Consider the following 26766-nt stretch of genomic DNA (forward strand, 5'->3'; position numbering starts at 1 on the left):
GCAGATATTCACAAATTATTTTGTGATTTCAGGGAAGGCTTTGAGAGGCAATGGGATCAGGTAGCTATTCAATACTGAACTGATAAATACAAGTGCTTTTATATTGTTCACCGGGGTTTAGCGTAACGGATGGCCAGGTTGGTTGATTGGGTGTGTCGGGGAAATGTTGCGTTTCCAAGCAAATAGCGCCATATTTCTGAAAGGGAATATTATCTTTTCCTTTTTGCGTCTTATCTAACGTGTTACCCGTATAAACCTGTAATCCGGGCTCGTTAGAGAAAACAGTCAATTTGATGCCGCTTGTGGGAGAATATACACTTGCGGCGGGAATCTCTAGATTTCCATCTGTATCTAATACCCAGTTGTGATCTAAACCTGACACAAACACCAATTGTTTATGAGTGCTATCTCTATTTATGGCGCTTCTTATACTGGTTGGAACGGTAAAATCGAAAGGGGTATTAGAGACGGAGCGGATTTCACCAGTAGGAATGGCGTTGGAATCTACCGGGGTAAAATGTTTAGCTCTTACAAAGAGAATATCGTCAAGCACTGTTTTTTGAGGATTACCGCTTAAATTAAAAAAGCTGTGGTTTGTTAAATTGATAACGGTACTTTTATCAGTTTCTGCTTCGTAATTGATGATTAAGGCGTTTTCGTTTGTGAGCGTATATCGCACCTTTACTTTAACATTCCCCGGAAATCCGGATTCTCCATCAGGTGAAAGATAGGAAAGTACCAGCATGCTGTCGCTTAGTTGTGAGCCTCGGAATACCTGTTGACGCCACCCCTTACTCCCACCATGGATGGCATGTTGTCCGTTATTTTTGTCTATTTTAATGGTGTCTCCGTTTAATAAAAAGGTGCCGTTGGCAATGCGGTTAGTAACACGTCCCATGATAGCCCCGAAAGAATTTGGTTTAGCAAGGTAGTCCTGGATATTGTCAAAGCCTAGAACAACGTCCAATAATTTACCATTTTTGTCGGGTGCTAAAAGGGAAACAATTCGGCCACCGTAGTTCGTAATACTTACTTCCATGCCTTTTGTATTCCTTAAAACGTATAGATGAGTGGAGTCCCCGTTAACAAGTGCTTTAAAATTGGCACTTTTTAAGTCCGATTTTGCTTTTGAATCAAGAATTTTTTGCATACATGACGTAGCAACCGTTATTATGAAAATGCACAGGAAAAAGTTGTATTTTTGATTTAGCATGAAACGAGGCTTATTAACTACCAAACATACAAAAAACCATGCTATTATTAGAATTTCTCTGTTAACGCGAGGATATGAGACTTTTTAAGATCTCGAGGTGTTTGACGTTTTTGCTTGCTAAAATAAATTTTAACAAAATTGCAGAAAAAATGTTACCGAAGACAAAGATTACTGCTAAGTTGTGTTATCTTTAATTAAAAAGGTGCTTTCAAATGTCGCTGTATGGATACAAAGGAAATAACTTTTGTTAAAAAACGAATTGAAACAAATGCTTCAAAGGTTTACCTGATTCAATTGTTTTCAGTAAATCATTTAGTGACAAAAATCGATATCGGCCACTTCTGCCATTCTTTAGAAAAAGGACCTATTCATGGTGCAATGTTCCATGCAGCTATTTTTTTTGATGATAAGGAGTTTGCAGCATTTCCTTCGCAACCTATGACGTATGTTTATAGCCCGCATGAAGAGGGTGATGTCATGATGCATATTAAGGCAATTTATAGCTATGATGTGGCTAATAGATTAGGCAAATTGCATTATTATGATATAAACTATTTGATTAACCAGCCAGGAGACATCGTTTGCCTTGATGAAATCTCGGAAATGCCAAAAGACGATGAGAGCTAATCGGCTATGCGATGTTTAAGTTTTGGATTAAACATATTATTCTATTTGACCTAACCATTCAGAATTGTCAAAGATTTTCTGAAGTGTAATTCGAACTCTGATCGCACATTCCGTTTTACAGCGGATAACAAGAACACGATATTATTTGTATAAGCAATGATCAACAGCCTGATACTATCTCTGGAGATGAAATTGTTTACGAAACGCAGCTATTAATTAGCACTTAGTGATGTAAATTACGTCTGATATTTCTATTAATCACAGTCATGATATTGTGATAAGCAATTTCTTTATTCCCTGTTTTACTATAGTGAGCAACGGCTAGTGTGCAATAGCGTGAAAAAAGTACCCTTTTTTATGATAAAAACACCCGTTTGCAAAGCATCCATATAGTACATTTGCTGTTTACGTACTTTTAGAAGCTTTTTGTGTACAAATTTTTCCGGGAGACAGCAGCTCTAACCTATTGGATTGTCCGATTAAATGATTTATACAAGTCCGAAATACAATTAAAATGACTGATAAACATTTTCTTATTGATGAAAGTAACGCTTTTTATGCACATCCAGACGCCTCAACCGATAACTCGCTATTGGAAATTCACTATCAAAGTTGTGGTGTGACCGGAATTGTTTACGGAGAATATATCCGTCTTCCGCGAAAAGGCTGTTTTACGAAAGGCGATATGAAATTGAAATTAGGATCCTATAACAAAACAGGAATCTCCGATTTCTTCGTTGATAATGACCATAACGTATACTTGGATGATGTCGAAGCGTATTTACGGACCTTCAGTCCTTCAACCGAGATTTACAAACTGAGAGCGAGTGAACACGGTCTCTTGAAGCAAAAAAATTGGGAACTTTTTATGCCTAAGCCCCGTTCGGATATCACACAAGCTGATGAGAAAGAAGGCTTGATACAGTTAGCCCATGGGGATGGTATCATCCTTGCTCAAAAACTAGCCATTCAATTTGGATTACAGATAGATGCCCGGTCGGGGGTTAACTTACTGGCCGCCATCTGCCTGAAGATGATGTCAATAAATGAACTTACAGCACTTACACTCCTGCATGGTATTTGGAACGAGGATCAATCGAAAGAACTTGTATATCAGGCAGAAAGTGATGTTAATTACTATAGTGATAGGATTACATTTTTAGAATATCGGGTCGTTAATGAGATGCTTATGTAAAACGTTTACTTCCCATATATTCATTACAGATCCCTGTCGTTAGTACATTGCCGTTTTTGGCAGACAAGCACGGATGTCCTTTATGTAAGGCATTCTCCATTTCTAAAACTCTTTAGCATGATGATTGTTTTTTCCTTTATTTTAACAAAAATTTAAATACAATTTCAATCTATGCCATTAAATCCAAAGCTAACGCGTATTCAGGGACACAATCGAATCAAAGAAGCTTTAATACTTGATGCTGAATGCTATATAATTCTTTGGATAACAGGGGGTAAAGGTGTTTTAAAGATCGACTGTGAGGAGTATGAGCTTATAACTAATCGAGTATTTTATATGATGCCCGGCCAAAAAGTATCGTTTGTTAAGTTGCCGCAGACAGGGTATATTTTACATTTTACGGAAGAATTTCTGATTAATTCAACAGAAAATAGGGGAAAGAACATCTTGTTGGAGTGGTTGTTCATACCTCAAGTTTTTTTTGATCCGGATGATATACAGTTATTGGATTTTAAATCGCTTTGGGAAATATTGGAGCGAAATTGGAAGCAGGAATCTTTGGGTTTTCTAATTGCAAAATTAATCAATTTAATTTGGGTTTATCCACAGGCCATTCAGATGAGAAGTAGAGATAGCCGATTATTAAAAGAAGAATGGACGTTAATAAAGCATTTGAAAAGAAATGTCGAGCTGTATTACAAAGAGCGTAAGGATTCGAGTTTCTATGCAAAAGAACTGAATGTGCCGCTTTGGCGTTTAAATAAGATTGCCAGACAGGTGTTGGGTTCTTCTGTACATGATATTGTGCTGGCAAGAACCTTACTGGAGGCAAAACGGCTTCTTACTACTACACGTCGTTCCATAAAAGAGATCAACTTTGAACTGGGATTTAAAGATCCTTCTTATTTTAATAAGGTATTTAAAAGACTTTGTGGTGTCTCGCCGAGTACCTATCGTACTCAAGAAAGACGCTCTGATTAAGTTCGCCTATCCTAGAGAGAAGGAATTTGCTTAAAGCTATTCCATAATTGTGCGTCGGGAATCGGCGCTTCCAAGTAAACCGATCGATGGTCGATAGGATGTGGAAAACGCAATTGCTTGGCATGTAGTGCGATAGCTCTTCTGGGCTTCTCGCGTGGAAAGCCGTATTTATAGTCGCCAACTATGGGACAACCGATGGCTGCTAACTGCGCTCTGATCTGATGTGTGCGACCCGTAAAGGGATATACCTCAATTAAAAAGAAATCGTCCGCTTTTTCTAAGAGGCGATAAGCCAATTCTGCTTTGACACTATGGGGTTGGGGTTCGTTATGGGTATAGCTGATGTTCTGCTCTTTGTCGCGCGTCAGCCAATGAACTAGTTTGTCAGATGGGACAAGGGGAGGATTCGCGACAATAGCCCAATAAGTCTTTTCAACCAGTCTGGCTTTAAAGAGGGCTATCATGCCTTCGAGAGCCACAGGTGTCTTAGCAAAAAGTAATAATCCACTTACCCTGCGATCAAGCCGATGGACCGCGCGCGTTTGTATGTCCTTATGATGCTTCTCACTTAAATAAGCACTCAGCATTTCCTCCAATGCTCTTTTTTCTTTGGCAGAGGCCTCTACCAAATAACCGGATGGTTTATTGATAGCAACTAGGTGCTCATCTTCGTAAAGAATATGTTGATCTATTTTAGGCATAAACAGCATTCGCACGATATCAATGCAAAGATAATAAAAAGATCATTTCGGCTATATAAGAAAGGAAAATCTAACATAGACGAAAAAAATTAACTTGTAATTGCTTGATACCCTAGTTATTGCTATATTCATTGGGTCATTAAAAAAGCCATGCTACGAACCATAATATACCTACTTTTACTCCATTTTTTGCCTACTGGTGTCATTGCCCAAAGCCAGTACCCATCACATACGGCCTTTGCTACTTCTCTTGGCGTTCAATTAGGTTCAGCCGGTATTGGTGTCGAATTTAATTATCCGATTTATAATAATTTGAGTATAAGGTGGCAAGCAAATTACTTGCCTGAAGTGCGCAAACACTATCATGGGTTAATATATCAACCACAGCGGACATTAACGGGCGTGAATATGGATTGGCAACCGCTTTTTGGAGGGAATAGTTGGTTTGCGCGGAAGTGGTTTGTTGCTTTTGGTTTCTATTACTTTTTGAAACATCAGATGAGTACATTTAGGGAATCCAGGGTGATTGGTGAACCGAGGGAAAAGTATTACGAAGTTGATTTGGGTAAAGTAAGACCTTATTTAGGTATGGGGATTGGCCGGCTAGTGCTTACTGAACGTCTTTTTCTCAATCTGAATGGTGGATTTTTTATTCCCACCGCCAAAACCAAGGTTGAAATGGTTCATAAAGAACAGTATGACCCAAGCGTTATTGATCGGGTTGAAAGAGAAGAACAGAATAGATACAACCGTGTCTGGGCACATCTGGCAACCTCACTGAACATCCAAGTTGGGTTGTTTTATAATTTTGCATATCGATTTAATACCTATCAATGGCAGCCTAAGGAATGGAATAATAAAAAGAAGAAAAATTATAGACCATCAAAAAATCAACAATTCCGTTAAAGCTAATACATAGCAATATGAACGTAAAGAAAGTTGCTTCCGAAAGAATCTTGTCAGTTGATATCATGCGTGGTCTTACGTTGCTGCTGATGTTGTTTGTGAACGATTTGTTCGAACCGGGAGTCCCTGCTTGGTTACTCCATACAAAGGTGGATGTTGATGGAATGGGACTGGCGGATTGGGTGTTTCCCGGCTTCTTATTTATAGTGGGAGTGTCAGTGCCATATGCGATCCGTTCTAGACTGAATGAGGGAGAATCGAAGAGGCAAATAATCGGACATATCGCGGTGCGTACCCTGAGCTTACTTATTATTGGTGTTTATATCGTTAATATAGAACGTTTAAACGAATTGCTTACCGGAATGAGCAGGTATGCTTGGGCAATTTTGCTTTATGTGGGTGTTTTTTTAATTTGGAATAACTATCCTGACCGGCAGGAGCAGCGAATTTTTTTTGCATTAAAAGGATTGGGACTGGTAATCATGCTGATACTCGCTTTTATTTTTAGGGCGGGTGAGCCTGGAAATGTGTTGTGGTTAGAAACAAGTTGGTGGGGTATTTTAGGATTAATAGGTTGGGGATATTTTGTTGCGGCTTTAGCTAGCCTACTATTGAATGGACAAATAGTAGCACTTCTTTGTTTATGGATTTTTTTTGTTATATTGAATGTACTGTCTAGCTCGGGTACACTGGTTTGGCCCGAAATGATCAATTCAGTATTTGGGGTAGTACTTGACGGCAATATTCCCTCTATTGTTCTAATAGGGGTAATCGTTGGTATTCTAATCAAAAGTGAGAAGCTTGCAAAGGAGAAGATCGTATTCCTAATTAGCTTAATGGGAACGTTCAGTTTACTGTTGGGATTCTTTCTTCGAAACTGGTTTATTCTATCTAAGATTGGCGGGACACCAAGCTGGGCATTCGTCTGTAATGGTATAAGTCTTTTAATATATGTTTTTTTATATTTTTTGGTTGATATAAAAAGATATAGTACGCGCTGGGGTAATTTATTTCGTTTTGCAGGAAGAAACTCCTTAACAACCTATTTGGCTCCGGATGTCATTTATTTCGTCTGTTGGGGTTGGGGGATCTCTTTTTTTTATAAGCAAACATCCAGTCAATTATTGGCGATAGGAGGTTCGATGATATGGGCTTTTCTTATGCTTGGATTTGCCTGGCTCTTAACACGTATGCATATACGCTTAAAATTATAATATTAAAAGTAAACGAATATAAATTGAAGCGAATTGCCGAAGCAATTCGCTCTATCATGATGGTTAGCGTTATTCGTTGTGGTACAGCTAGTTGATACTTGCTGGTGCGGCCTTTTTGTAAAAAACCTCTCCATTGTCGCTTAATAAGTTAAGCGCGTTGACTAAATTATTCACTTCTTCCGCCTTTACTTCCCGGAGCACGATGGTGACCTCCCCTCGGTATCGCATATAAATATAAAATAGTGTTAGCATCACATTTCGCTAGGTAAGCAAATGTAGGTTTTTGAAACGGTTTGTCAATCAACACTTTTGGAGCATTATTTCTCAAAAAAGCGAGGTGTTATACGATGGAGGAAAATTATTCTTGAACTACGTCGCACGAAATAGGCCTATATTAAAGAGAGTTTCTTAAGATAAGCTTTGTTGGATTACGATGTCTAATAATTTTTTTTCCTTCAATAGTTTCTGCTACTTTTTTTGCCATCGCCTCAAAATCAGATGAAATTACAGTAATGCCTCCTTCCAGGATTTCCTTGACGTCCGTGTCGTTATAGGAAATTAAACCAATATCCTCGCCTAGACGATATTTTTTTCTGCGAGCAAGTTTGATGAGTGCTACATCATCTGTGTCATACCTGCTAAAGGTTATGTATACATTGCCTCTATAAAAGTTGGCAGACGAAATCTCGTGTTGAATAATATAAGGATATTGATGCTCCTGGCAGAATTGCAAGAAACCTTCGATGACCAAACGAGCATGAAACGCTTCAGGTGGCACAATTAATATCAACTGCTTATATTTTGCAAGCTGCGCTTCAACTTCCGATAGTGCATCGTAAATATCAGACTTGAAGTCCTGATAAATGGAAGAATAATTTCCCTGAAGATGAGCTTGGTCGAAATCTATCAAGATCCTTTTAGGAGCAGGTATGCTATTTAATATGGTAGAAACATCCTCTTTAAGGTAAGCCGCGATTACAAAATGCGTATAACTGTGAATGTTTTCGGTAATAAGTTTTTCGAAAACCTTGGAATTATGATGATGAAAATAAACGTCAATATCTGCTTTATCTTTAATGGCTTCAAACAGCGTATGATAAAATTTGTCTCGCATAAGATTCATTTTATCAAGCAGGAGAAAAACGCGAAAACTGTGATCAACTGATTTTTTCCGCACATAGTACCCCTTTCTGTAAACCGACTCAATAATTCCTTTTTCGAGCAGATAGTTCAAACCTTTTAGAACCGTTTCCTTACTGATACCAAACTGATGCTCAAATTGCTTAAGTGAGGGTAAGCGCTCGTTTAACTGTAGTTCACTCCTTTCAATTAATTGCAATATATGGTCGACGAGCTGTAGGTATTTCATTCGTTGCGCTGAAGAATCTCTGTTCTCTTGCAGGTTTTTAGTTTCCATATACGTTAAGGTGTTATTCCTACCAAAGCAAACCAGGTTTCTTGAAGATAATTGGTTTATAAAAACACTTTGGCAAGCGAAATTAAAAAAAATGTTTGGAATTTGAAATTGATTTCCTAATATTGCGATGTGGTTTTCTTACCAGACCAGACCATACCAATTAAAACTAAATTAATGAAACCATGTGTAGGCTTTTTTTAATCTTTCTCTGCGCTCTAATCGGAATGGGAACCGTGTCGGCGCAACAAAAACGAACAATTTCAGGTGTAGTTGCGGATGAAATAACTGGACAACCCTTACCTAGCGTTACTATATCGGTGGCTGGGAAACAACAGCGAACAAAAACGGACGCAAAGGGAAAGTACATACTTGAATTAGAACCCTCTGACCGAACTCTAACCTTTTCGTTGGTCGGCTACGAAACGCAAACCCAAACGTTTCAAGAAAATCGAACATTACTTAACGTACTGTTGAAAGAAAAAAAGGAATTATTGAATGAGGTTGTGGTAGTGGGATATGGTACCCAACGAAAAATCGAGACGACGGGTTCTATTGCTTCCGTAAAAGCTGATGAGCTGACCCAGATGCCGGTTGTGAATGTGGCGCAAGGACTTCAATCGCGGGTTTCAGGTGTTCAGATTAATCAAAATTCAGGCTCGCCGGGAGGAAATGTGAGTGTACGGATACGGGGAACGAACTCCATCAATGGTAATTCGGAACCGCTTTATATTGTAGACGGAATACAGATTTCAAACAGTGGGGGTATTAATGATGTCAGTCCGCTTTCTACGATTAACCCGAATGATATTGAATCGGTCGAGGTACTGAAGGATGCTTCGGCTTCTGCTATATATGGTGCGCGGGCGGCGAATGGCGTAGTACTGATTACTACAAAAAGAGGCAAAGAAGGTGCTACCCGCATTGCGCTGGAGAGTTACTATGGGATACAGAAGGTAGGTAAAAAACTTGATCTATTAAATGCGACTGAATTTGCTACATTAGAGAATGAGGTGTTTAAAGATAATTATTATCCAGATCCTGCATCTTTGGGTGAGGGCGTAGATTGGCAGGATCTAATTTTTCAAAGTGCTCCTATTAATAACCAACAGTTAGCTATAAATGGAGGTAACGAAAAAACACAGTTATCGCTATCCTTAAATTATTTTAAGCAGGATGGAATTATTGTGAATTCTGATTTCACACGTTATTCGTATCGCTTAAATGTGGATCATAAAATTAGTGATCGCCTGAAAATAGGAACGAGTATTTTAGGTAGTTATTCTACGAATAATGGTGTTAATGCGGGTGCCGAAACATTAGATGGTGGCGGGGTGGTAACCGGAAGTGTTTTGGGAGCAGCTGTTGGTGCTCCACCAGTATTGCAGGCGTATAAACCCGACGGTTCAGTATTTCCATTTGGCGAGCAAGGAAATGGTAGGTATAGGGAGGTAGTAAACCCGCTCAATTTCACCGAAATCTTACAGCGAAATAATATTAAAAGGACCTTGATCAATTTATTTGGCGAATATACGATTTTGCCAGGTTTGGTTTACAGAGCCTCCTTTAATTCGGATATTGAGAACCGTTTATATGATAACTACTCTCCCTTGTCTATTTTAAATGCTGCTGATATTAATGAGAATTCGGGTTCGGGGTCGAAGGAAAATCGCGACTATCTTAACTTGCTACATGAGAGTTTATTAACCTATACAACTAAAATTGGTGAAGATCATTCCTTGAAATTTACGGGTTTGTTTGCTACGCAAACAGAAAAATATAAAATGAACAGGATCAGCGCAACGGGCTTTCCAAATGATGCGACGGCAAATGAAGCTTTACAGCTTGCTTTAAACCGGACGGTATTGAGCGAAAGAACGTCGCAAAGATTGGATTCTTATATGGGGCGGGTTAACTACGGATTTAGAGACAAATACTTTTTGGATGTTACAGCACGTGTGGATGGATCAAGCAAATTTGGAGCTAATAATAAATACGGCTTTTTTCCCGCTATATCCGGCGCCTGGCGAGTAATTGAAGAACCTTTTCTAAAGGATATAAATGGGATATCTGATTTAAAACTCCGCGCTAGTTATGGTATCAGTGGAAATGCTGGGGGTATTATACCCTATCAGTCGCTCGCAACGGTAGCTTCTAATGGTGGCTATAATATGAATCATACATGGCTTACCGCGATCGGGCCGATGGGTATTGCGAACCCAAATTTACGCTGGGAAAAATCGAAGCAATTGGATATTGGGCTGGATCTTAGCTTATTTAACAATCGGCTATCGTTTGTAGGAGATTATTATCATAAACGTACAGACGATTTACTATATGTGCTGGCCCTTCCTTTATCTTCCGGATATCCTACCATGACGGGGAATTATGCATCCTTGGAGAATAAAGGAGTAGAACTGGCGGCGAATGCGACAATTTTTGAGGGCGATTTCAAGTGGTCGGTAGCGGCTAATGTGACGATAAACAGAAATAAAGTGCTGGATTTAGATGGCGGCGTGACACAGGAGCGGTTCATTACAAATTATACACTGCTCAAAGTGGGTGAGCCGCTTGGTGTTTTTAAAACCTACGTCTTTGATGGAATCAACCAAAGTGCAGAGGAGATTGTTCCGGGCTACGATGGCCGAGTAGGTGGGCATAAAGTAAAGGACATCAACAATGATGGAATTATTAATTCGAATGACCAAATCATTACAGGAAACCCTAATCCTAAATTTATTTATGGCTTCTCTACCAATTTAAGCTATAAAAACTTCGATTTGAGCGTATTCTTATCGGGAACACAGGGCAATGATATTTATAACATCAGTAGACTGTCATTTGAAAACCCCATCGGGCAACGGAATCTATTTAAAGGGGTGGTGAATCGTTGGACACCGGAGAATCACAGCAATCAATATGTCAGTCCTTTCGTAGGGGGAAGATTGCCGATAAGCGATTACTCCATGGAAGATGGTTCTTACCTACGCTTACGTAATGTGACTTTGGGATATAGATTGTCAGGACTAAAAGGTGTATTGCGTGATCTGAGAATATACGTAAGTGGCAATAATCTTTTTACAATTACTGATTATTCGGGTTATGATCCGGAGGTAAACACTTTTGCAGGTTCAAACAAGGAGATTGGGGTTGATAATTTGGTTTATCCGCAAGCCAGATCATTCATAGCGGGTATTCAGGTGAATTTTTAAGTGCTCTCTAAAAAGTAAACAGATGAACCCGACACGAAGGCTCCATCTAACCATTAAACCGTCGGAGGCAGCATGAACCGAGTGAACCGAACGAAGTGAGCTCACGAATACCTTAGAATACCAATTTAATGAGTAAACGAGCTCATGAATACCATTGAAAATAAATACTTATGAATAATGCCTTTAGAAACATGCAATAATGAATAAACAAAAATGTAAACAGATGAAAACTTTTCAATATAAAAAACTTTGGAAATTATTGTCGGTATTGATAATAACTTCTACCTATACTTCCTGCAGCATGGAGGAAGATGTCTATTCTTCTATTATTACTGAAACTTTTTACAAAACAGCTTCGGATGCTGAGAAAGGTCTTCTCGCAGCCTACGGCGCCATGGGAGGTTTGTATTCGGGGCCGGCCGCAACCTTAGTGCCCGATCTGAGCAGTGATCAGATTTTTCCGCGTGCGGTGGTGGGTCGAAATTCACTGACTCTTTTTACGCTAGATCCAACCTACACGATTCAGCGAAGTCAGGGCAGATTAAATGAATCGCCACAGCAAATCTGGACCTCCTGCTACAGTGGTATTGAACAGGCCAACTGGGTACTTACAAAGGTGCCGGAAATTACCATGGATGAAAATAGGAAAAAGCAAATTTTAGGTGAAGCATATTTTTTGCGAGCATTTTACCATTGGATGCTTACAAAGAACTTCGGTGAAGTTCCCATAAAGATTAACCCTAGTGTAACGGAGGCAGATGCTTATACACCTAAAAGCGCAGTGTCGGATGTGTACAGTCAGATATACAGCGATTTGGACAATGCGTATGCCGCAGGTTTACCTTCCTACCCGTCGATAGTGCCCGGAAGGCCCTCGCGGGAAGCTGTTTATGCGCTTTATGCGAAAGTGGCATTGTATAACGAAGACTGGTCGACTGCACTGGAAAAAGCACAATTGGTAATCAGTTCGGGAACTTATTCGCTCATACCGAATGTGGTAGATTTATACGCGTATACAAAGGAGGAAGATGCGCGAAAGGAAATGATCTGGTCTTATGAATGCGATCCTATTTCGCCGGGAAATGGCCACCAATTGGTTGGACTTTGCGGTCCATCGGGTAGTGCGGGAGTAGAATATGCCCGTACATCTTTCGGTTCTATGTTTGCGTATATGTCATTTTTCAATTCTTTTGACCCGAGCGATCAAAGAAGGCGGTTGTTGGATACTACTTACTTGAATAGGGATGGAAAATGGGTTCCGCAAAGGAATATTTCGCCTTTTACGCCGCAAGCAGTTTTAATTAAAAAATACCAGGATCCGGTGTCTACAACCGGAACGATTCGGAATATTCCCATTTTGCGCTTGGCCGATGTGTATTTAATTGCAGCGGAGGCAGAAGCAAAATTAAATGGGCCAACAGTGCTGGCTTACTCTTACTTAAATGCTGTTCGTACGCGCGCTGGCCTGCAAGAGATAGCGCCTGGCTTAGGAAATGAAGGTTTTATTGATGCGGTAATACAAGAGCGAGCATGGGAGTTCTTTGCGGAAGGCGATCGCTGGTATGATTTGACAAGAACCGGTAAATTTATGACGGTTATCCCGACAGCAACAAACGATGTGTATCCGCAACGGAACGTGCAAGCGAAATATCGGTATTTTCCCATTCCGCAGGATGAAATAAATGCTAATGATAAGTTGGTGCAAAACCCTGAATGGAATTAAGTGATGACAAATTGAGAAAAAGAAATCCCTATGAATGATCGCCTATTTATTTGTATCAGCTTGGTTCTTCTAAGTTTAACCGGCTTTGCTCAATCTAATGTAGATTTGGAAAATGAGTATCTTAAGTTGCAGTGGACGAAGACAGCGCAGGGCTATCGGTTGAATCAACTTATTTTAAAAGATGGGCAGCACGCCGATTCGGTAGTTAATACGCTGGGCGAATACACGATATTGTACAGCAAAGATGTACCAGATACAAGCAGTCCTAATGGGCAGGCTTATCAAATTAATTTATTTAAAGCTTATCCGCATAATTTGAAGATGTGGAAAGAGGCGCTTCAGCCAGTTCCCTTAAATACGGCGGGTAATCCGATTTCGTTTTTTCCTGAAAAAGTTGATCGAGTTGGTGGGAAACTGCGCTTTAAGCAGGATACGGATGTACTTTCCTTGGAGTCACTATGGCAGTTAGACAGTTCGGCGAAAGACATTTTGGTGGAGATACGCCTTACGGCGAAAAAGGCTGGATATTATGCCATAGCGAGCCCAACACTGTATCCGATAGAAGAGCAGCATTTAAAATGGGCGATCCTTCCGGGTTACTTCCAAGGAAAAAAATTGGAACCAAATTTAATGCTGGCATACGGTTACGGACAGGGTATACCAGCTAAACCGGTTATTGTGCGCGAGCGGGTCGCTAGCACCTTAGCTCCGCTCGTGCAGCAGCTGAATGGTCTAAGTTTGGCAGTAATACCGGCGCCGGGGACAGGAAGGGATCCTTGGGAGTCGGATACCATCACGCAACGTAAATGGCGCTTGGGCTTGTCTTTAATGAACCGTACGGGGCAGCTTTCGCCTACCTTATATCATCCCGTTTTAGGTGAAGATAGCTCCTACATGCATGCGGGCGAGCAGCGCGTTTTTCGATTTAGATATGCATTAAATACGGATAACTGGTTTGCGCTTTATAAGCACGCAGTGTATGATATTTATCGGTTCAAAGATTTTCTAGCATTAAAAAACACGAATGAATCACTCACCCATCGCATTGGTGCTATGGTTGACTATCTGAAGAATGAATCGACTTCTCTTTGGAACACCTATGATTACCAGGGATTAAAAATAGGCGCACAAGCATACTTAGGGCCCATCGCCGGATCTGACCGCGACGCAGTTAAGAATTCAGACTACGGTGCGATGTGGATGACGGCCAAGTTAAGCGGTGATACGGTACTTCAAAAAGGACGACTTCCTTATGCGCGCAACTTTAAATTGGTTCAGCAACAGCAGGATACCGGTTTTTTCCAGGGCGCTGCAATTGGCCAGTATTACTTGTGGAAAGGCAAGCGTTTTACCGAAGAATGGGGCGACTACGTGGAACCCATCGCTCTGACTTATTATACAATGATTGATCTCGGAAATATACTGTTATATCAGCCGCAAGACGTGGAACTGTTAAAACGCTTGCGGGCGGGCGGAGATAAGTTGTTGGATTGGCAAAAGGCGGATGGACGATGGGAAGTTGCTTATGATCGTAAGACAACGCATCCGGTGTTTAAGGAATTGACGGACCGACGACCGACTTTTTATGGATTAGTGGTTGCATATCGTTTGCTGGGCGACAAAAAATACTTGGAAGGTGCTAAAAAAGGCGCTGATTGGTTGATGGAGGAAGCGGTAAATAAAGGTTCGTTTTTGGGGGTTTGCGGGGATGTGCGTTTTGCACCGGATTTTGCAACAGGCCAGACAGCGCAGGCATTTCTTGACTTGTATGACATCACTAAAAAAGAAGCTTATCTAAATGCGGCTATCGAAACGGCCCGTTTGTATACAACTTCTATTTATACACACCCCATTTCCTCGAAGACAAATAAGCATGTTAAGGGAACCGAGTGGAAAGACTGGCAAATTAGTCAAGTTGGTTTAAGCTTTGAGCATGGTGGAATCTTTGGTTCTGCTAATGTCTCCGGTCCAATTTTATTGGCCAGTCATGCGGGTATGTTTGTGAGGATGTTCGAACTTACGAAAGATTCAATTTTTATTGATATGGCACGTGCTGCGGCATGGGGAAGAGATGCATTTGTTGATCCGGCTAGTCACGTTGCTTCTTACTATTGGAGTACGATGAATGCAGGACCCGGACCGTTTCCGCATCATGCCTGGTGGCAGATCGGATGGATTATGGATTACCTCCTTTCGGAGGCTTCCTTAAGAACGAATCAGCTGATTGCTTTTCCAAGAGGATTTCTAACCCCTAAAGTTGGCCCTCATCAGCCTTATGGCTTTGCAACAGGCAGCTTGTTTAATGAAGAGGTGGAACTACATCTTCCAAAAAAAACGATCCGGTTAACGAATGAGAAAATCGACTATTTCTGCGCCAAAGGTATCGCGAACGATACCTATTATGTTGTGTTGATGAATAACAGCACAGAAGATCAACAGATAGAGTTGACTACCGACAGCCTATATGAGCATAAGCTAGGGAAGCCAACCGGAAAGCTGGTTTTGTTAGATCAAACAGGGGTGGTTTTGCGCAAGAGGGCGCAGATAGAAAATAAGATAGCTATGCACATTCCAGCCTATGGTTTAAGAGTAGTAAAACTTGATTGACAAACCTCCCAATGGATAAAAAAGCGCTTATGCGTTTTATGAGTGCAAAAATATAAATACAAACGAACTAGTTATTTACGGATGAAACCAATGATAAATCGAAAGTTAACAGTCTGTTTTTTGTTTGCAGGCTTATTGTTTTTCAATAGGCTTGCAGCGCAGATGCTGAATCTTGCTAAAGGAAAGCCGGTTTCCGTTACTCCTAAAATTTCTGATAATCCTGGCGAACACTTTGTCGACGGGGAGGATGCCACCTTGTTTTATGCTTACCCGACAGCTCCTATTAATAGAATAGAGGTGGACTTGCAGGGGACGTTCAATATTGATCGTATACTTCTTAGAGGTTTTAAGGGAACAGATACCCTTCGGATCTTTACGATTAACGTTTCTGAAAAGAAGGAGGTATTTGTTAATGTACTGCCAGCGAAAAAGCTGATAACGTTTACACCGGTTACTGCCAGTAAGTTAGTAGTTGAGTATAAACCCAAGAATAATACGGTGATGGGTGAATTAGAAGTCTTTGCTCACGAGCGGCAACCCGTAATGGTAAACCAAAGTGGTTATAATACAGGTGCAGTAAAGCGGTTTACGGCCCCACTTGCTGCGAATGGAACACCCTTTGTTATCGCGAAAGCGGATGAAGACAAAATGCTGTTTGAAGGGGTAATAAAAAATAAAATAGGTGATTTTACGGCCTTTAATCCAGAGGGCTCGTCCAGTTATAAAATAATTGTTAAAGGGCAGGATGTAGGTGTCTCTTTCCCATTTACAATAGCTCCCTATTTAATCGAGCGTGTTTCCTATAAACCAGCCATACAGTTTATGATAGATGATAGGTGTTGGTACGGAAATACAAACAGTTTTAAACCAACGGTGCAAGATGCAGGTTGCCCTTTTCTAGGAATCGCTTGGCGGGATAGCCATCAATTTTCTTTTGAGTTACAAGCCTTAATCAACCTGTATTTCTCGAATCCTGACGCCTTTTCGGTAGATCGCATGCCCATTGAAGGACAATATATTGGTTTGAGGAAAAGGCTCCCTGAAAATACGCCGGAAATTGTTCGTCTCATATATTATGCAGTAGACATTTACTTGAGGGGAAAAGTGAATCATACCTTATTAAAGGAACAATTGGCTTATTTCCTATATGCATATCCGTATTTAAGTGAATATATACCGAGAGAGGTATATGAAGAAGCAAGGGACTATGTGTTTGCTATCTGGGAAACCGCTGACAATAATCGATGGCGCTGGCACGATATTGAGCATAGTGCCAATCTTTTTCAAACTTATACCATTATGGGAACGGGTAAGGGGCAGTTTCCTCCAGGGCACTCAATTGTGCCAAACCTAATGCTGTTTGAAGTCGCTAAACGCGAAGGAAGAAGGGATGCTATACGCTACTGGGATGCAGCGATGAAGCAAACGCAGTGGATTGTTGACAATGTGGATTGGAAGGATCCTGCAACTACGAAAGGACAACGAATGAATGAGTACGTAACGATGCAATCGTTGGGTTATTTTTTAAAACAGTATCCCGATAAGGCACCAAAAAAGTTGCTTGAAAAGATAAGGTTGTGGGCTGAGGTGGCCATCTCACGTTCGGATAATATGTGGGACTTTAGAAAATATAAAGAAGATAAATGGGTAATCCCTGAGATTAAATCGGCCAACGATCCGACGTTTAATCCGAATGGTAGTTTTAATGAGCCCGGTAATATTGCTGGATTTCCGGTAGCTGCTTTGGTTGCAAAACAGGTGTTGACTGACGAGAAGCTGAACAAGCGATTAGAAGAAATAGCGGTAGGACAGATTGATAATGTGTTTGGTAGAAATCCCGCTGGCAGGCATTATAGCTACGATGCTTGCACTGATTTTGAAGGGGCCGACCTAGGTTGGTTTCAGGAATATGAAGGCGGAGCAGGCATGTTGCAAACGGTAAGAGGGGTGTTGGATGGTTCACCGAAGGAGGATGTATATCCGTATGATTCTTACGGAGGAGATCCCGGCCATACGGAAGGTTGGGTCACTTTTAACACAGCCTGGATGGAAGGGATTGCCTATCGGAACTACGATTTAACGAAATTGAGCGTAGTTGGCGAATCAAAGAATAAAGAACTCCTAGTGCAACTGGCTGTACCACTGAACTTAAATCCTTTGGTACAAGAACGAGCCGAGATACGGGTAACTAAAAACGGCAAGGATGAAACGACGCTGGTACTGGAAGAGGAAGGAACAGATGCCTTGTATTTTAAGAAAAGATTGAAGTTGGAAGAGTTACCCTACCAAATAAAAAAAGGTGATGTACTTACTTTTTCTTACGGTTTGGCACATTTTAGTAAGGAAGCGGCTATCACTATTGATTGATTTATAATGAGGTTGAAATTTTGTTACATTTTCTTATTGTTGAGCTGCGCTATATGGAAAGTGGAGGCGGCTAAGTACTTGTTTTTAGTGGCCGGCCAGAGCAATAGTGTAGGAAAGGGCAATGCTTCTTTAGCTCCTGCTGTAATGCCGGGAGTGGCTTATGAATATGTTTACCAAGCAGACTCATTAAGACCGCTGATTGATCCCGTGGGCGCTAATGAGTTGGATTTTGAATCAGCAAGCTCAGGAAGTGCCTGGCCCGCTTTTGCTGATACTTTTTATCAACTTACGGGCGATACGATTGTATTAGTGCCAGCTTCCAGAGGAGGGAGCTCCTGTCATGAAAAAGCCGAATTGGATAATTATGGGACATGGGCGGTTTCCGGAAGATTGTTTAATAATGCTTTACGCAAAGTAGAGGCCGCTATGAAAAAGACCGGCCTGCCACTTAGTGGTATTATTTGGCTACAAGGGGAGAGAGACGCTAATGCGATTAATAGTGGGAAGTTAGCGCAAGCAGCATACGAGCGAAGTCTTAAAGAACTGATCGTACGCTTTAGAACAGCCATGCATGCTAGTACGCCATTTTTTATAGTTAAAACCGGTTATTACAATAACCATCCGAGGGCAGGTTTTGATCAGGTACGGGCCAGTCAAGACCACGTAGCTAAACAGATGGATTCGGTGTATATCGCTTTTGAAGGAACAAATCTTTTTATAAACAGCGGTTTAATGACGGACGAGATTCATTACAACCAAGAAGGCTTGAATAAAGTGGGAGATTCATTGGCGTTTAAGGTTGCCAACAAGCTCGGTATAACTGAGCAGAACTTGCCTAAAACAGGAGCATTACAGATTAAGGGGATTGACGAGTTTAAGCTGCGCAAGGGAGCGGCTAATTTTTTTAAAAAAGCCAGGGAGCGAAAAAAGCTACGTGTAGGCTATATTGGGGGAAGTATTACACAGGCAGATAAAGGGTATCGTAAACAGACTACAGAACTTCTTAAAGTGTTATTGCCCAATAATGAACTTGTTGAGCTAACAGCAGGAATTCCTGGAACGGACGCTGATTTAGGAGCCTGCCGACTGGCCGACCAATTATTGTCAAAGCAGCCGGACCTCGTTTTTATAGAGTTTGCTGCAAATGGTGGTTTTCCGCAAGGAATGGAAGGGATTATTCGGCAAATTAAAAAAACTGATCCGCAAATCGATATCTGCTTGATCTATGCAGCGACGGTAGGACAACTAAAGGCCTACCAAGAAGGAACTATTTTAACCCATATTGCTAAAATAGAACAACTGGCCGATCACTATCAGTTGCCTTCGGTACACATGGCTTTATACCTGGCTTGGATGGTACAACAGGAAAAACTGATAGCAAAAGGTGATGCTGGAAATAAACTTGGAAAACCAATTTTTACCGAAGATGGCGTTCACCCACTACCGATTGGAGGAAACTTATATGCTGCTGCGATAGTAAGGATGTTTCGTGCTGCACTTGAGCTTTTTTTGTCAGGAAAAGAGGCTGCGCCTGATTTGCCTTCTGCACTGTATGTTGATAACTGGGAGCAAGCGCAATGGATAAGCCCTCAAGAAGGCGCAATATTTTCGGATGATTGGAAAGAGATTCCGACTACCGGAAAACTGCAACAGTTTGGCGTGTGGTTTCCTACAGTCATGACGGCCGATCAAGCGGGAGCCAGCTGCACGATCCGTTTTGAAGGAGATGCTGTTGGTTTATTCGATATAGGGGGGCCGGAAGTTGGACAACTTAAGGTGACGCTGGATGGCAGAGAAGTGCAACTGCTTGTTGATAAAGGTGTGCGTTACAACGTTGTGTCTGAAGGGCAAACCGTACTTAACCGATTTAATATCAATTGTAACAACCGTTACAGGGGACAGTTTTTTATGTTACAGACCTCACTTGGAAAACATGAGGTGACGTTTAGTATAGATAAAATAATACCTGACAAAAGGGAGATTTTAGGAGCAGATCAACTAGATGATATTACCGCGCATCCGGAGAAATATGCGCATGCTCAAATCTACATAGGAAAAATTTTAGTAAAGGGTGATATTTTAGATGAACCGTCCATGTTAAAAATCGCATTTCCATCACACAGGACAATGTGAATTTTTAACATGGTAAGCTCCATCTGACCGATGGAATAAAGTTATTTACAGATGAAAAATAAAGGTCTTTTGTTTTTATGTTGTTTCGCCTGCTTATTTGCGAAGGCCACAAACTTGCCTGATACATTATTTATCAGAAGAGATCACTATACTTTTTTTATCATACCCCAGGGCTTGCGCTATGGTATTTTATTAAACCGGCAGCACATTGAGGCTATATCGCCACACGCGCAAGCCGGAATCCGTTTTGCAAAAGGAGCGGAAAGACCTCCACTTCCTGCTAATGCGAAAGGAATATTAAAACAAGAGGAGAGCCTGTTGCAGTTGGCTGTTGAAAATGAGCAAAGCATGAAAGCGCGATTGAGTGTTTTCTTTGATACAAATTATGTAGCCTTAAAACTGCAACCGTTTATATCCAATCAAGTGGATAGCTTGTTTACGATCGATTTTTGTACCGCTGCTGCTAGCCCGGCCTATGGCTTAGGCGATCATGGAGGTTATGGAGACAACATGGCCATTCGTAATTTTATAGAGGATGATTTTGGCAATCGGGACAATGGGCATCGCTTTATTTCTACGTTCTCTATTTTTCCACAAAATCAATTTGCGCAGGTTCTTTTCGAAAAGCGAACAAAACGGGTAGCGATTAGCGATAGAGAAAACCGTTTAGGTGCTGTAGGTGTTAAGGAGGCTAAAATTTATTATCTTCTTGGTAGGCCGAGAACGATCTACAGTAGTTATAAGCAACTAAAAATTCAGGAGGGATACCCAGATATTAAACCAAAATACCGCTTTTTCGAATTGGGGTATGAAGCATTTGGCTCATTGGGATGGAATACTTTTCAGCATTCGGTGCAAGAAGATTTGGATCATTATTTGAAAAATGGGTTTGGACCTAAATGGGCCGTGGTAGGTTCGGGGTTTTGGAAAGGAGAAAGAAAAAATCCAAGTGAAGGCAGTACAACAAGTTTTGGTATATGGGATGACCTGAAGGAAGGAGGGAGAAAGGATGGATTGCCTTCTCCGAGATACCCCGATGTGAAAGGCTTTAAAAAGTTTTTTGCTGAGCGGGGAATAGATTTATTAGTGGGATTGCGTATTAATTTTAAAGCTCCTCGGCAATATCAAGGTAACTTTTATGAGGCCAACGATGGGCCTTTCACCTTGCAGGGTTTGGATTCAAGCTATTTTGTGACGGATGCCGCGATGAATCCGGAGACCTATAAAGTCGTTTTTCCGCAGGGAAACGTGTTTTTGCTAAATGGTGGGAATAGACGAGCGATTGACTGGTACGTGAGGGGCACAGACAAATGGGGAGTGAAGGGATTTAAGGAAGATCTCATGTTATTGGACGGTGCCAAGTTAAATAATGACGCCAAGGTTGATGAGGTGAATCGGGCCTTGATTGATAAAGAATACTTACTAATGGCCAGAAACGGAGCTTATGCTGTGCCTGGTGATATTTTACGTCTGGAGGATACCCAATATGGTCATGACCAGGATCGGCCCCTTATTAATGGATTGAATTATGCTGCAAGTGGTGTATCTGCTGTCTATCTAGATATTGTGGCGGGTAAATATTTAAAACTGCCGCTTACGAACGATCAAGAACTATATTTTGCCAGAAATGCAATGCTGGCAGCTGTAAGCCCGGTGATGGCGATGGGACTAGGTCCATGGAATATTACAAATACCCATTATAAGGATGCAGTCAAGAAAGCAGCGGATTGGCATACCCAATATGCGCCTTATCTCTATAGTGCGGCAGTTAAAAGTTTTAAAGAAGGTTATCCGTATACGATGACACCGTTGCCAATTGCTTTTCCTACAGATACAAATACGTATTATTTAGCGGGGAAGGAACACCGGCAATATGCTTGGATGTTGGGTGAATCCTTATTGGCTACTCCAGTGTACGGAAATGATTATGCCACCGCTACTTCTCGGGATGTCTACTTGCCGGCAGGGAGGTGGATAGATTTTGAAAAAGGGACCGTTTTTAATGGGCCTTGTACATTGCGGGAATATGAATTCCCTACCGACAAGTTACCTTTATTTGTAGGTGGGGACGGGATTTTAGTAAGGAAACAAGGCGATGCGTTTTACGCAGATATATATCCGGTATCAGAAAGAGCATTTTTGTATGATTTCTATTTTCCGGATGGCAGCGGAAAATCTACTGTTAATAAAAGAGGAAAAGGCATCATCAAGGAAAATGTGAGGGTGAAAGATCTGGCGACGAATAAAGAGGTTGAACTGGAAGCAAAGCATAAAAACTTAGCTTGGTCCTTTAGGCTGTTGCCAGGACATCGATATGAAATTTACGAATGAAGTTTCCACGGCAATAATAGGAAAATGTTTAAAAAAGGATTGGTGAGCTTATAACCATTTAGGGATGCGATTGAAACAAATAATAAGAAACGAAGCTACCGACAAAATAAAATTACATATCAATAAATATTAACAGATGAAGTTTAAAGAAGAATTCGTAGCAGCAGGAAGGAATAAGTATGTAGAAGTACTAAAGGCTGATCTTGTTATAACCGGTGGTGGATTGTCCGGTGTTTGTGCAGCTATTACGGCGGCGCGCAAAGGCTCCAAGGTGGTGCTTGTACAAGATCGCCCCGTACTTGGTGGTAATGCCTCCAGTGAGATCCGGTTGTGGATATTAGGGGCTACTTCTCATATGGGTAACAACAACCGATGGAGCCGAGAGGGAGGGGTGGTTGATGAATTATTGGTGGAAAATACTTACCGCAATCCGGAAGGAAATCCTGTTATTTTGGATATGATTCTTTTAGACAAGGTGGCTCAAGAACCCAATATTACCCTATTGCTGAATACGATGGTATATGAGGTCGAGAAAGATGGGCCCGATCATATTTCGGCACTGAAAGCATTTTGTAGTCAGAATTCCATTGAATATCAGCTTCAGGCACCGTTGTTTTGTGACGCTTCCGGAGACGGTATTGTTGGCTTTTTAGCGGGCGCAGCCTTCAGAATGGGGGCCGAAAGCAAAGAAGAGTTTGGTGAACTGATGGCTCCGGGAGCTGTATACGGAGAATTACTTGGTCATAGCCTATATTTTTATAGTAAAGATGTTGGTAAGCCGGTTAAATTTATACCGCCTTCATTTGCAATGGATGTAACGAAAGAAATTCCCCGATTTAGGAATTTTAATGCCAAAGAATTTGGATGTAAATTGTGGTGGGTAGAGCATGGGGGCAGAATGGATACGGTGCATGATAGCGAGAAAATAAAATGGGATTTGTGGAAGATTGTCTATGGTGTGTGGGATTATATCAAGAATTCGGGAAATTTTCCGGAAGCTGATACGATGACCTTGGAATGGGTAGGTGCAATTCCGGGGAAAAGAGAAAGTAGAAGGTTTGAAGGGGATTACATGTTGACACAACAGGACTTAGTGGAGCAAAGAAAACATGAGGACGCCGTGGCTTATGGCGGATGGTCTATTGATCTACATCCTGCGGACGGCGTGTTCGGTGAAAATAATGCTTGTGACCAGTGGCATAGCAAAGGAGTTTTTCAAATTCCTTATCGCTGCCTTTATAGTCGTAATATTAAGAATTTATTTCTGGCGGGACGAATTATCAGCGTAAGCCATGTGGCTTTTGGAGCGACTAGAGTGATGGCTACAAGTGCCTACGTTGGGGAAGCGGTGGGGATGGCAGCTGTTTTATGCAGACAGTTCGAATTAAATCCGGCGGCACTCTTACAGGAAAAAAAAATAGACACACTACAACGGGAATTAATAAAGATAGGTCATTATATACCGCATATAAAGCAGGCTGATCCCTTAGATTTGATGCAGCAAGCGTCTATAAATGCTTCTTCTGTGTGGGAGTTTAATGGATTTGATGCCATAGATGTTCAGTGGAAGCCCTTATTTATTGCTGCTGCCCAATTGTTGCCTATACCCAGTGGTAGGTGCCCGTCGTTTAAAATAACCGTCAAGGCTACTCGTAATACTACATTAGTGGTGGAGTTGCGAAAAAGCAGCAGAATAGGGAATTTTACGCCGGATATGCTGCTGACTAGTCAAACGTTCGACTTGAACGAGGGAGAGCAACTATTGGAATTAACCTTTGACCTGACGCTGGTTGATCCTACATACGTGTTCCTTGTGTTTAAAGATAATCCGAATATTTTACTTCCTTATACGGAACAGCGGGCTACGGGATTGGTTGCTGTTTTTAATGGGGTAAATAAAGCCGTGTCAAATTATGGAAAGCAAATCCCGCCTTTAAATATGGGCGTTGACACATTCGAATTTTGGTGTCCGGCGCGGAGGCCGGAAGGGCAAAATATATTGTTAAGCGTCTCTAAAGGATTGCATATTTTCGATCCTAGGTTTCTTATAAATGGTGTAGATAGACCAACTGTTAGAAGCAATGCCTGGGTTGCGGATCCGACAGATCCCAATCCATCCATCGAGATTGTTTGGAATAAAAAACAAAGGATAAGTAAGCTGGTCCTTTTCTTTGATACGGATTTTGATCATCCAATGGAATCGGTACTAATGACCCACCCGGAACGCGTGATGCCTTTTTGTGTGAGAGCGTATAAGATTCTAGACGATAAGGGAAATACTATATATGAAAAACAAGATAATTTTCAAACGATCAATGCTATATTATTCGATGGTTCCGTGGAAACAGAAAAATTGATTGTTAGCATGGCACATCCTTCGAATAACGTTCCGGCAGCCTTATTTGGAATACGCTGTTATGCTCAAAGATAATTGTATTTAACAAATAAAGACCTAGATTGTGATGAATAACATCGATTATGTAGTAATGGCTGTATTTGCCCTTCTGATTTTATGTATTGGAATGGTGTTTACTTATTCAGGAAGTAAAAATACATCGACTTTTTTTGAAGCTGGGGGGCAAACACCGTGGTGGATTAATGGCCTCTCCTTATTTATTAGCTACTTTTCGGCTGGTACTTTTGTTGTATGGGGATCAATTGCTTATCAAGGAGGCTTCGTGGCTAATGGTATACAGTTAACCATGATGCTAGGTGGGTTGATAACAGCAATTTTTATTGCTCATCGATGGAAGAAAACAGGTGCGCTTACTGCCGCAGAATACATCGGTGTCCGTTTCGGGGTAAAGACGCAACAATTTTATACTACTTTAACGTTATTGTATAGCTTGTTTTCTGTGGCGGCTGTGTTATACCCAGTTGGGAAGATGGTAAATGTTGCTTCGGGGATTTCTATTGAAGCCAGCGTGCTTATTATTGGAGGTATTATTATTTTATACACAGCTGCGGGAGGACTTTGGGCCGTTTTGGTAACAGATGTGGTGCAATTTGTAGTTTTATCTGCCGCGGTATTAATTGTAATTCCACTGGCGCTAAAGGATGCAGGGGGTATCCAGACATTTGCCTCCAATGCTCCGGACCATTTTTTTGACTTTTTTAACAGTGAGTACAGTATAGGATTCTTTTTTGCTTTTCTTTTATATCAAACTATTTATATAGGAGGAAACTGGCCCTATGTGCAACGTTATACCAGTGTTTCCAATGAGAAGAATGCGCGTAAGGTGGCGTTTTTATTTACAGGGTTATATTTGATCTGTCCGTTTATTTGGATGTTACCTCCCATGCTTTACCGTGTGATTAATCCCAATTTACAGGGCATAGAAGCGGAAGGAGCTTATATGATGATGGCACAAAAAGTGTTGCCTGCAGGCTTAGTGGGCTTGGTGCTTTCAGGAATGATTTCGGCTACGGCAAGCAAAGCAAACACTACACTGAATTTAGTTGCAGTGGTTTTTGCGAATGATGTTTATAAAAAAATTTTTTTTCCGAAGGCTTCTGACAAAACCTTAGTATGGGTTGCAAGAGTCTTCACTGTGCTTTTTGGATTGCTGACAATGGTTATTGCTATTCTGATACCTAAAGTTGGCGGAATTGTTGAAATGGTATTGAGCACGGCGGCAATAGCGGGCGGTTCACTCTTCGCTCCCTTGATTTGGTCATTATTTTCTAAGAAACAGACCGCAAAATCGATTGTTTTTGCATCTATTGTCAGCTTAGTGGTAAGCATATGGATGAAAATAGGCGCACCATTTATTATGGGTATAAGGTTAGATCGCTTTCTGGAAACTTGCCTCGGAGTAGGTTTGCCCTTAGCTATTTTAGCACTATTTGAATTGATCAACCGAAAGCAACATTATGCGGCGTTTTCAAAAAAAGAGGAATCCATACATGAGTATAACGAGCGACAAGATTCTGTGAAGCAAAATATATTCGGTATAAAAGTTATTGCTTTTTCGATAACACTTGTTGGTTTTGGAATCGCTTTATTGGGAATAGGAGCTGATGATGGTTTAGTAGCAGTGATTGTTGGTGCCGGAATTATGTTAGGAGGTGGTGCCATTTGGAAATCCATTTTAAGTGCTCAATGAAATTTTATGCAAATTACCATGGTAGAAAATAGATAG

17 protein-coding genes are annotated in these 26766 nt (G+C 41.1%); 13 read left to right on the plus strand and 4 right to left on the minus strand.

What is annotated here, in order from left to right; translation table 11 throughout:
• Positions 1 to 64: 64 nt before the first annotated feature.
• Positions 65 to 1150 (minus strand): aldose epimerase family protein, encoded by a 1086-nt coding sequence (locus E0E36_RS12025; protein ID WP_242627195.1) that lies wholly within the window; start codon positions 1148 to 1150, stop codon positions 65 to 67.
• A 285-nt stretch (positions 1151 to 1435) separates the two neighbouring features.
• On the opposite strand from E0E36_RS12025, the gene E0E36_RS12030 reads away from it, so the two are divergent.
• The 3 genes from E0E36_RS12030 to E0E36_RS12040 all read left to right on the plus strand — a co-directional run bounded on the left by E0E36_RS12030 (position 1436) and on the right by E0E36_RS12040 (position 4016).
• Positions 1436 to 1840 carry a hypothetical protein gene (locus tag E0E36_RS12030; protein WP_130856167.1) on the plus strand — a complete coding sequence of 135 codons (405 nt, stop codon included), beginning with the start codon at positions 1436 to 1438 and terminating at the stop codon, positions 1838 to 1840.
• 514 nt (positions 1841 to 2354) lie between these two features.
• Entirely contained in the window at positions 2355 to 3035 is a 681-nt protein-coding gene (locus E0E36_RS12035; RefSeq protein WP_130856168.1) for a PALP domain-containing protein, read from the plus strand.
• 171 nt (positions 3036 to 3206) lie between these two features.
• Positions 3207 to 4016, plus strand: a complete 810-nt coding sequence (locus E0E36_RS12040) for an AraC family transcriptional regulator (RefSeq protein ID WP_130856169.1) — start codon at positions 3207 to 3209, stop codon at positions 4014 to 4016.
• An 11-nt stretch (positions 4017 to 4027) separates the two neighbouring features.
• Here E0E36_RS12040 and E0E36_RS12045 read toward each other — a convergent pair whose 3' ends face one another.
• Positions 4028 to 4717: an RluA family pseudouridine synthase gene (locus E0E36_RS12045; RefSeq protein WP_165446972.1), complete on the minus strand. Its 690-nt coding sequence runs from the start codon at positions 4715 to 4717 to the stop codon at positions 4028 to 4030.
• 150 nt (positions 4718 to 4867) lie between these two features.
• Between E0E36_RS12045 and E0E36_RS12050 the strand changes: the two genes are divergently transcribed.
• Both E0E36_RS12050 and E0E36_RS12055 read left to right on the plus strand, forming a co-directional pair.
• Positions 4868 to 5623 (plus strand): hypothetical protein, encoded by a 756-nt coding sequence (locus tag E0E36_RS12050; protein WP_130856171.1) that lies wholly within the window; start codon positions 4868 to 4870, stop codon positions 5621 to 5623.
• Positions 5624 to 5640: 17 nt separating this feature from the next.
• Entirely contained in the window at positions 5641 to 6837 is a 1197-nt protein-coding gene (locus tag E0E36_RS12055) for a DUF5009 domain-containing protein (RefSeq protein WP_130856172.1), read from the plus strand.
• 87 nt (positions 6838 to 6924) lie between these two features.
• Here the strand turns inward: E0E36_RS12055 and E0E36_RS27750 are convergent, their stop codons facing one another.
• A complete protein-coding gene (locus E0E36_RS27750; RefSeq protein WP_165446973.1) occupies positions 6925 to 7089 on the minus strand; it encodes a hypothetical protein in 165 nt (54 codons plus the stop codon).
• A gap of 142 nt (positions 7090 to 7231) precedes the next feature.
• Positions 7232 to 8254 (minus strand): GntR family transcriptional regulator, encoded by a 1023-nt coding sequence (locus E0E36_RS12060; protein WP_130856173.1) that lies wholly within the window; start codon positions 8252 to 8254, stop codon positions 7232 to 7234.
• Positions 8255 to 8478: 224 nt separating this feature from the next.
• On the opposite strand from E0E36_RS12060, the gene E0E36_RS12065 reads away from it, so the two are divergent.
• From E0E36_RS12065 to E0E36_RS12100, 8 genes are all read left to right on the plus strand, one after another.
• Complete coding sequence (locus E0E36_RS12065; protein WP_198140328.1) at positions 8479 to 11463, plus strand: SusC/RagA family TonB-linked outer membrane protein; 2985 nt, start codon at positions 8479 to 8481, stop codon at positions 11461 to 11463.
• 223 nt (positions 11464 to 11686) lie between these two features.
• A complete protein-coding gene (locus tag E0E36_RS12070) occupies positions 11687 to 13186 on the plus strand; it encodes a RagB/SusD family nutrient uptake outer membrane protein (protein WP_242627196.1) in 1500 nt (499 codons plus the stop codon).
• A 30-nt stretch (positions 13187 to 13216) separates the two neighbouring features.
• Complete coding sequence (locus E0E36_RS12075; RefSeq protein WP_130856175.1) at positions 13217 to 15793, plus strand: glycerophosphoryl diester phosphodiesterase; 2577 nt, start codon at positions 13217 to 13219, stop codon at positions 15791 to 15793.
• Positions 15794 to 15874: 81 nt separating this feature from the next.
• On the plus strand, positions 15875 to 18160 hold the full coding sequence (locus tag E0E36_RS12080; RefSeq protein WP_168204538.1) for an early set domain-containing protein: 2286 nt from the start codon (positions 15875 to 15877) through the stop codon (positions 18158 to 18160).
• A 6-nt stretch (positions 18161 to 18166) separates the two neighbouring features.
• Entirely contained in the window at positions 18167 to 20293 is a 2127-nt protein-coding gene (locus E0E36_RS12085; RefSeq protein WP_130856177.1) for an SGNH/GDSL hydrolase family protein, read from the plus strand.
• Between the two features lie 51 nt (positions 20294 to 20344).
• On the plus strand, positions 20345 to 22624 hold the full coding sequence (locus E0E36_RS12090; RefSeq protein WP_130856178.1) for a TIM-barrel domain-containing protein: 2280 nt from the start codon (positions 20345 to 20347) through the stop codon (positions 22622 to 22624).
• Positions 22625 to 22760: 136 nt separating this feature from the next.
• Positions 22761 to 25055, plus strand: coding sequence for an FAD-dependent oxidoreductase (locus E0E36_RS12095; RefSeq protein ID WP_130856179.1), 2295 nt, complete (start codon positions 22761 to 22763; stop codon positions 25053 to 25055).
• Positions 25056 to 25086: 31 nt separating this feature from the next.
• Entirely contained in the window at positions 25087 to 26730 is a 1644-nt protein-coding gene (locus E0E36_RS12100) for a sodium:solute symporter family protein (protein ID WP_130856446.1), read from the plus strand.
• Positions 26731 to 26766: the final 36 nt, after the last annotated feature.

The sequence above is a fragment of the Olivibacter jilunii genome, from assembly GCF_900607235.1.
Classification (GTDB): domain Bacteria; phylum Bacteroidota; class Bacteroidia; order Sphingobacteriales; family Sphingobacteriaceae; genus Olivibacter; species Olivibacter oleidegradans.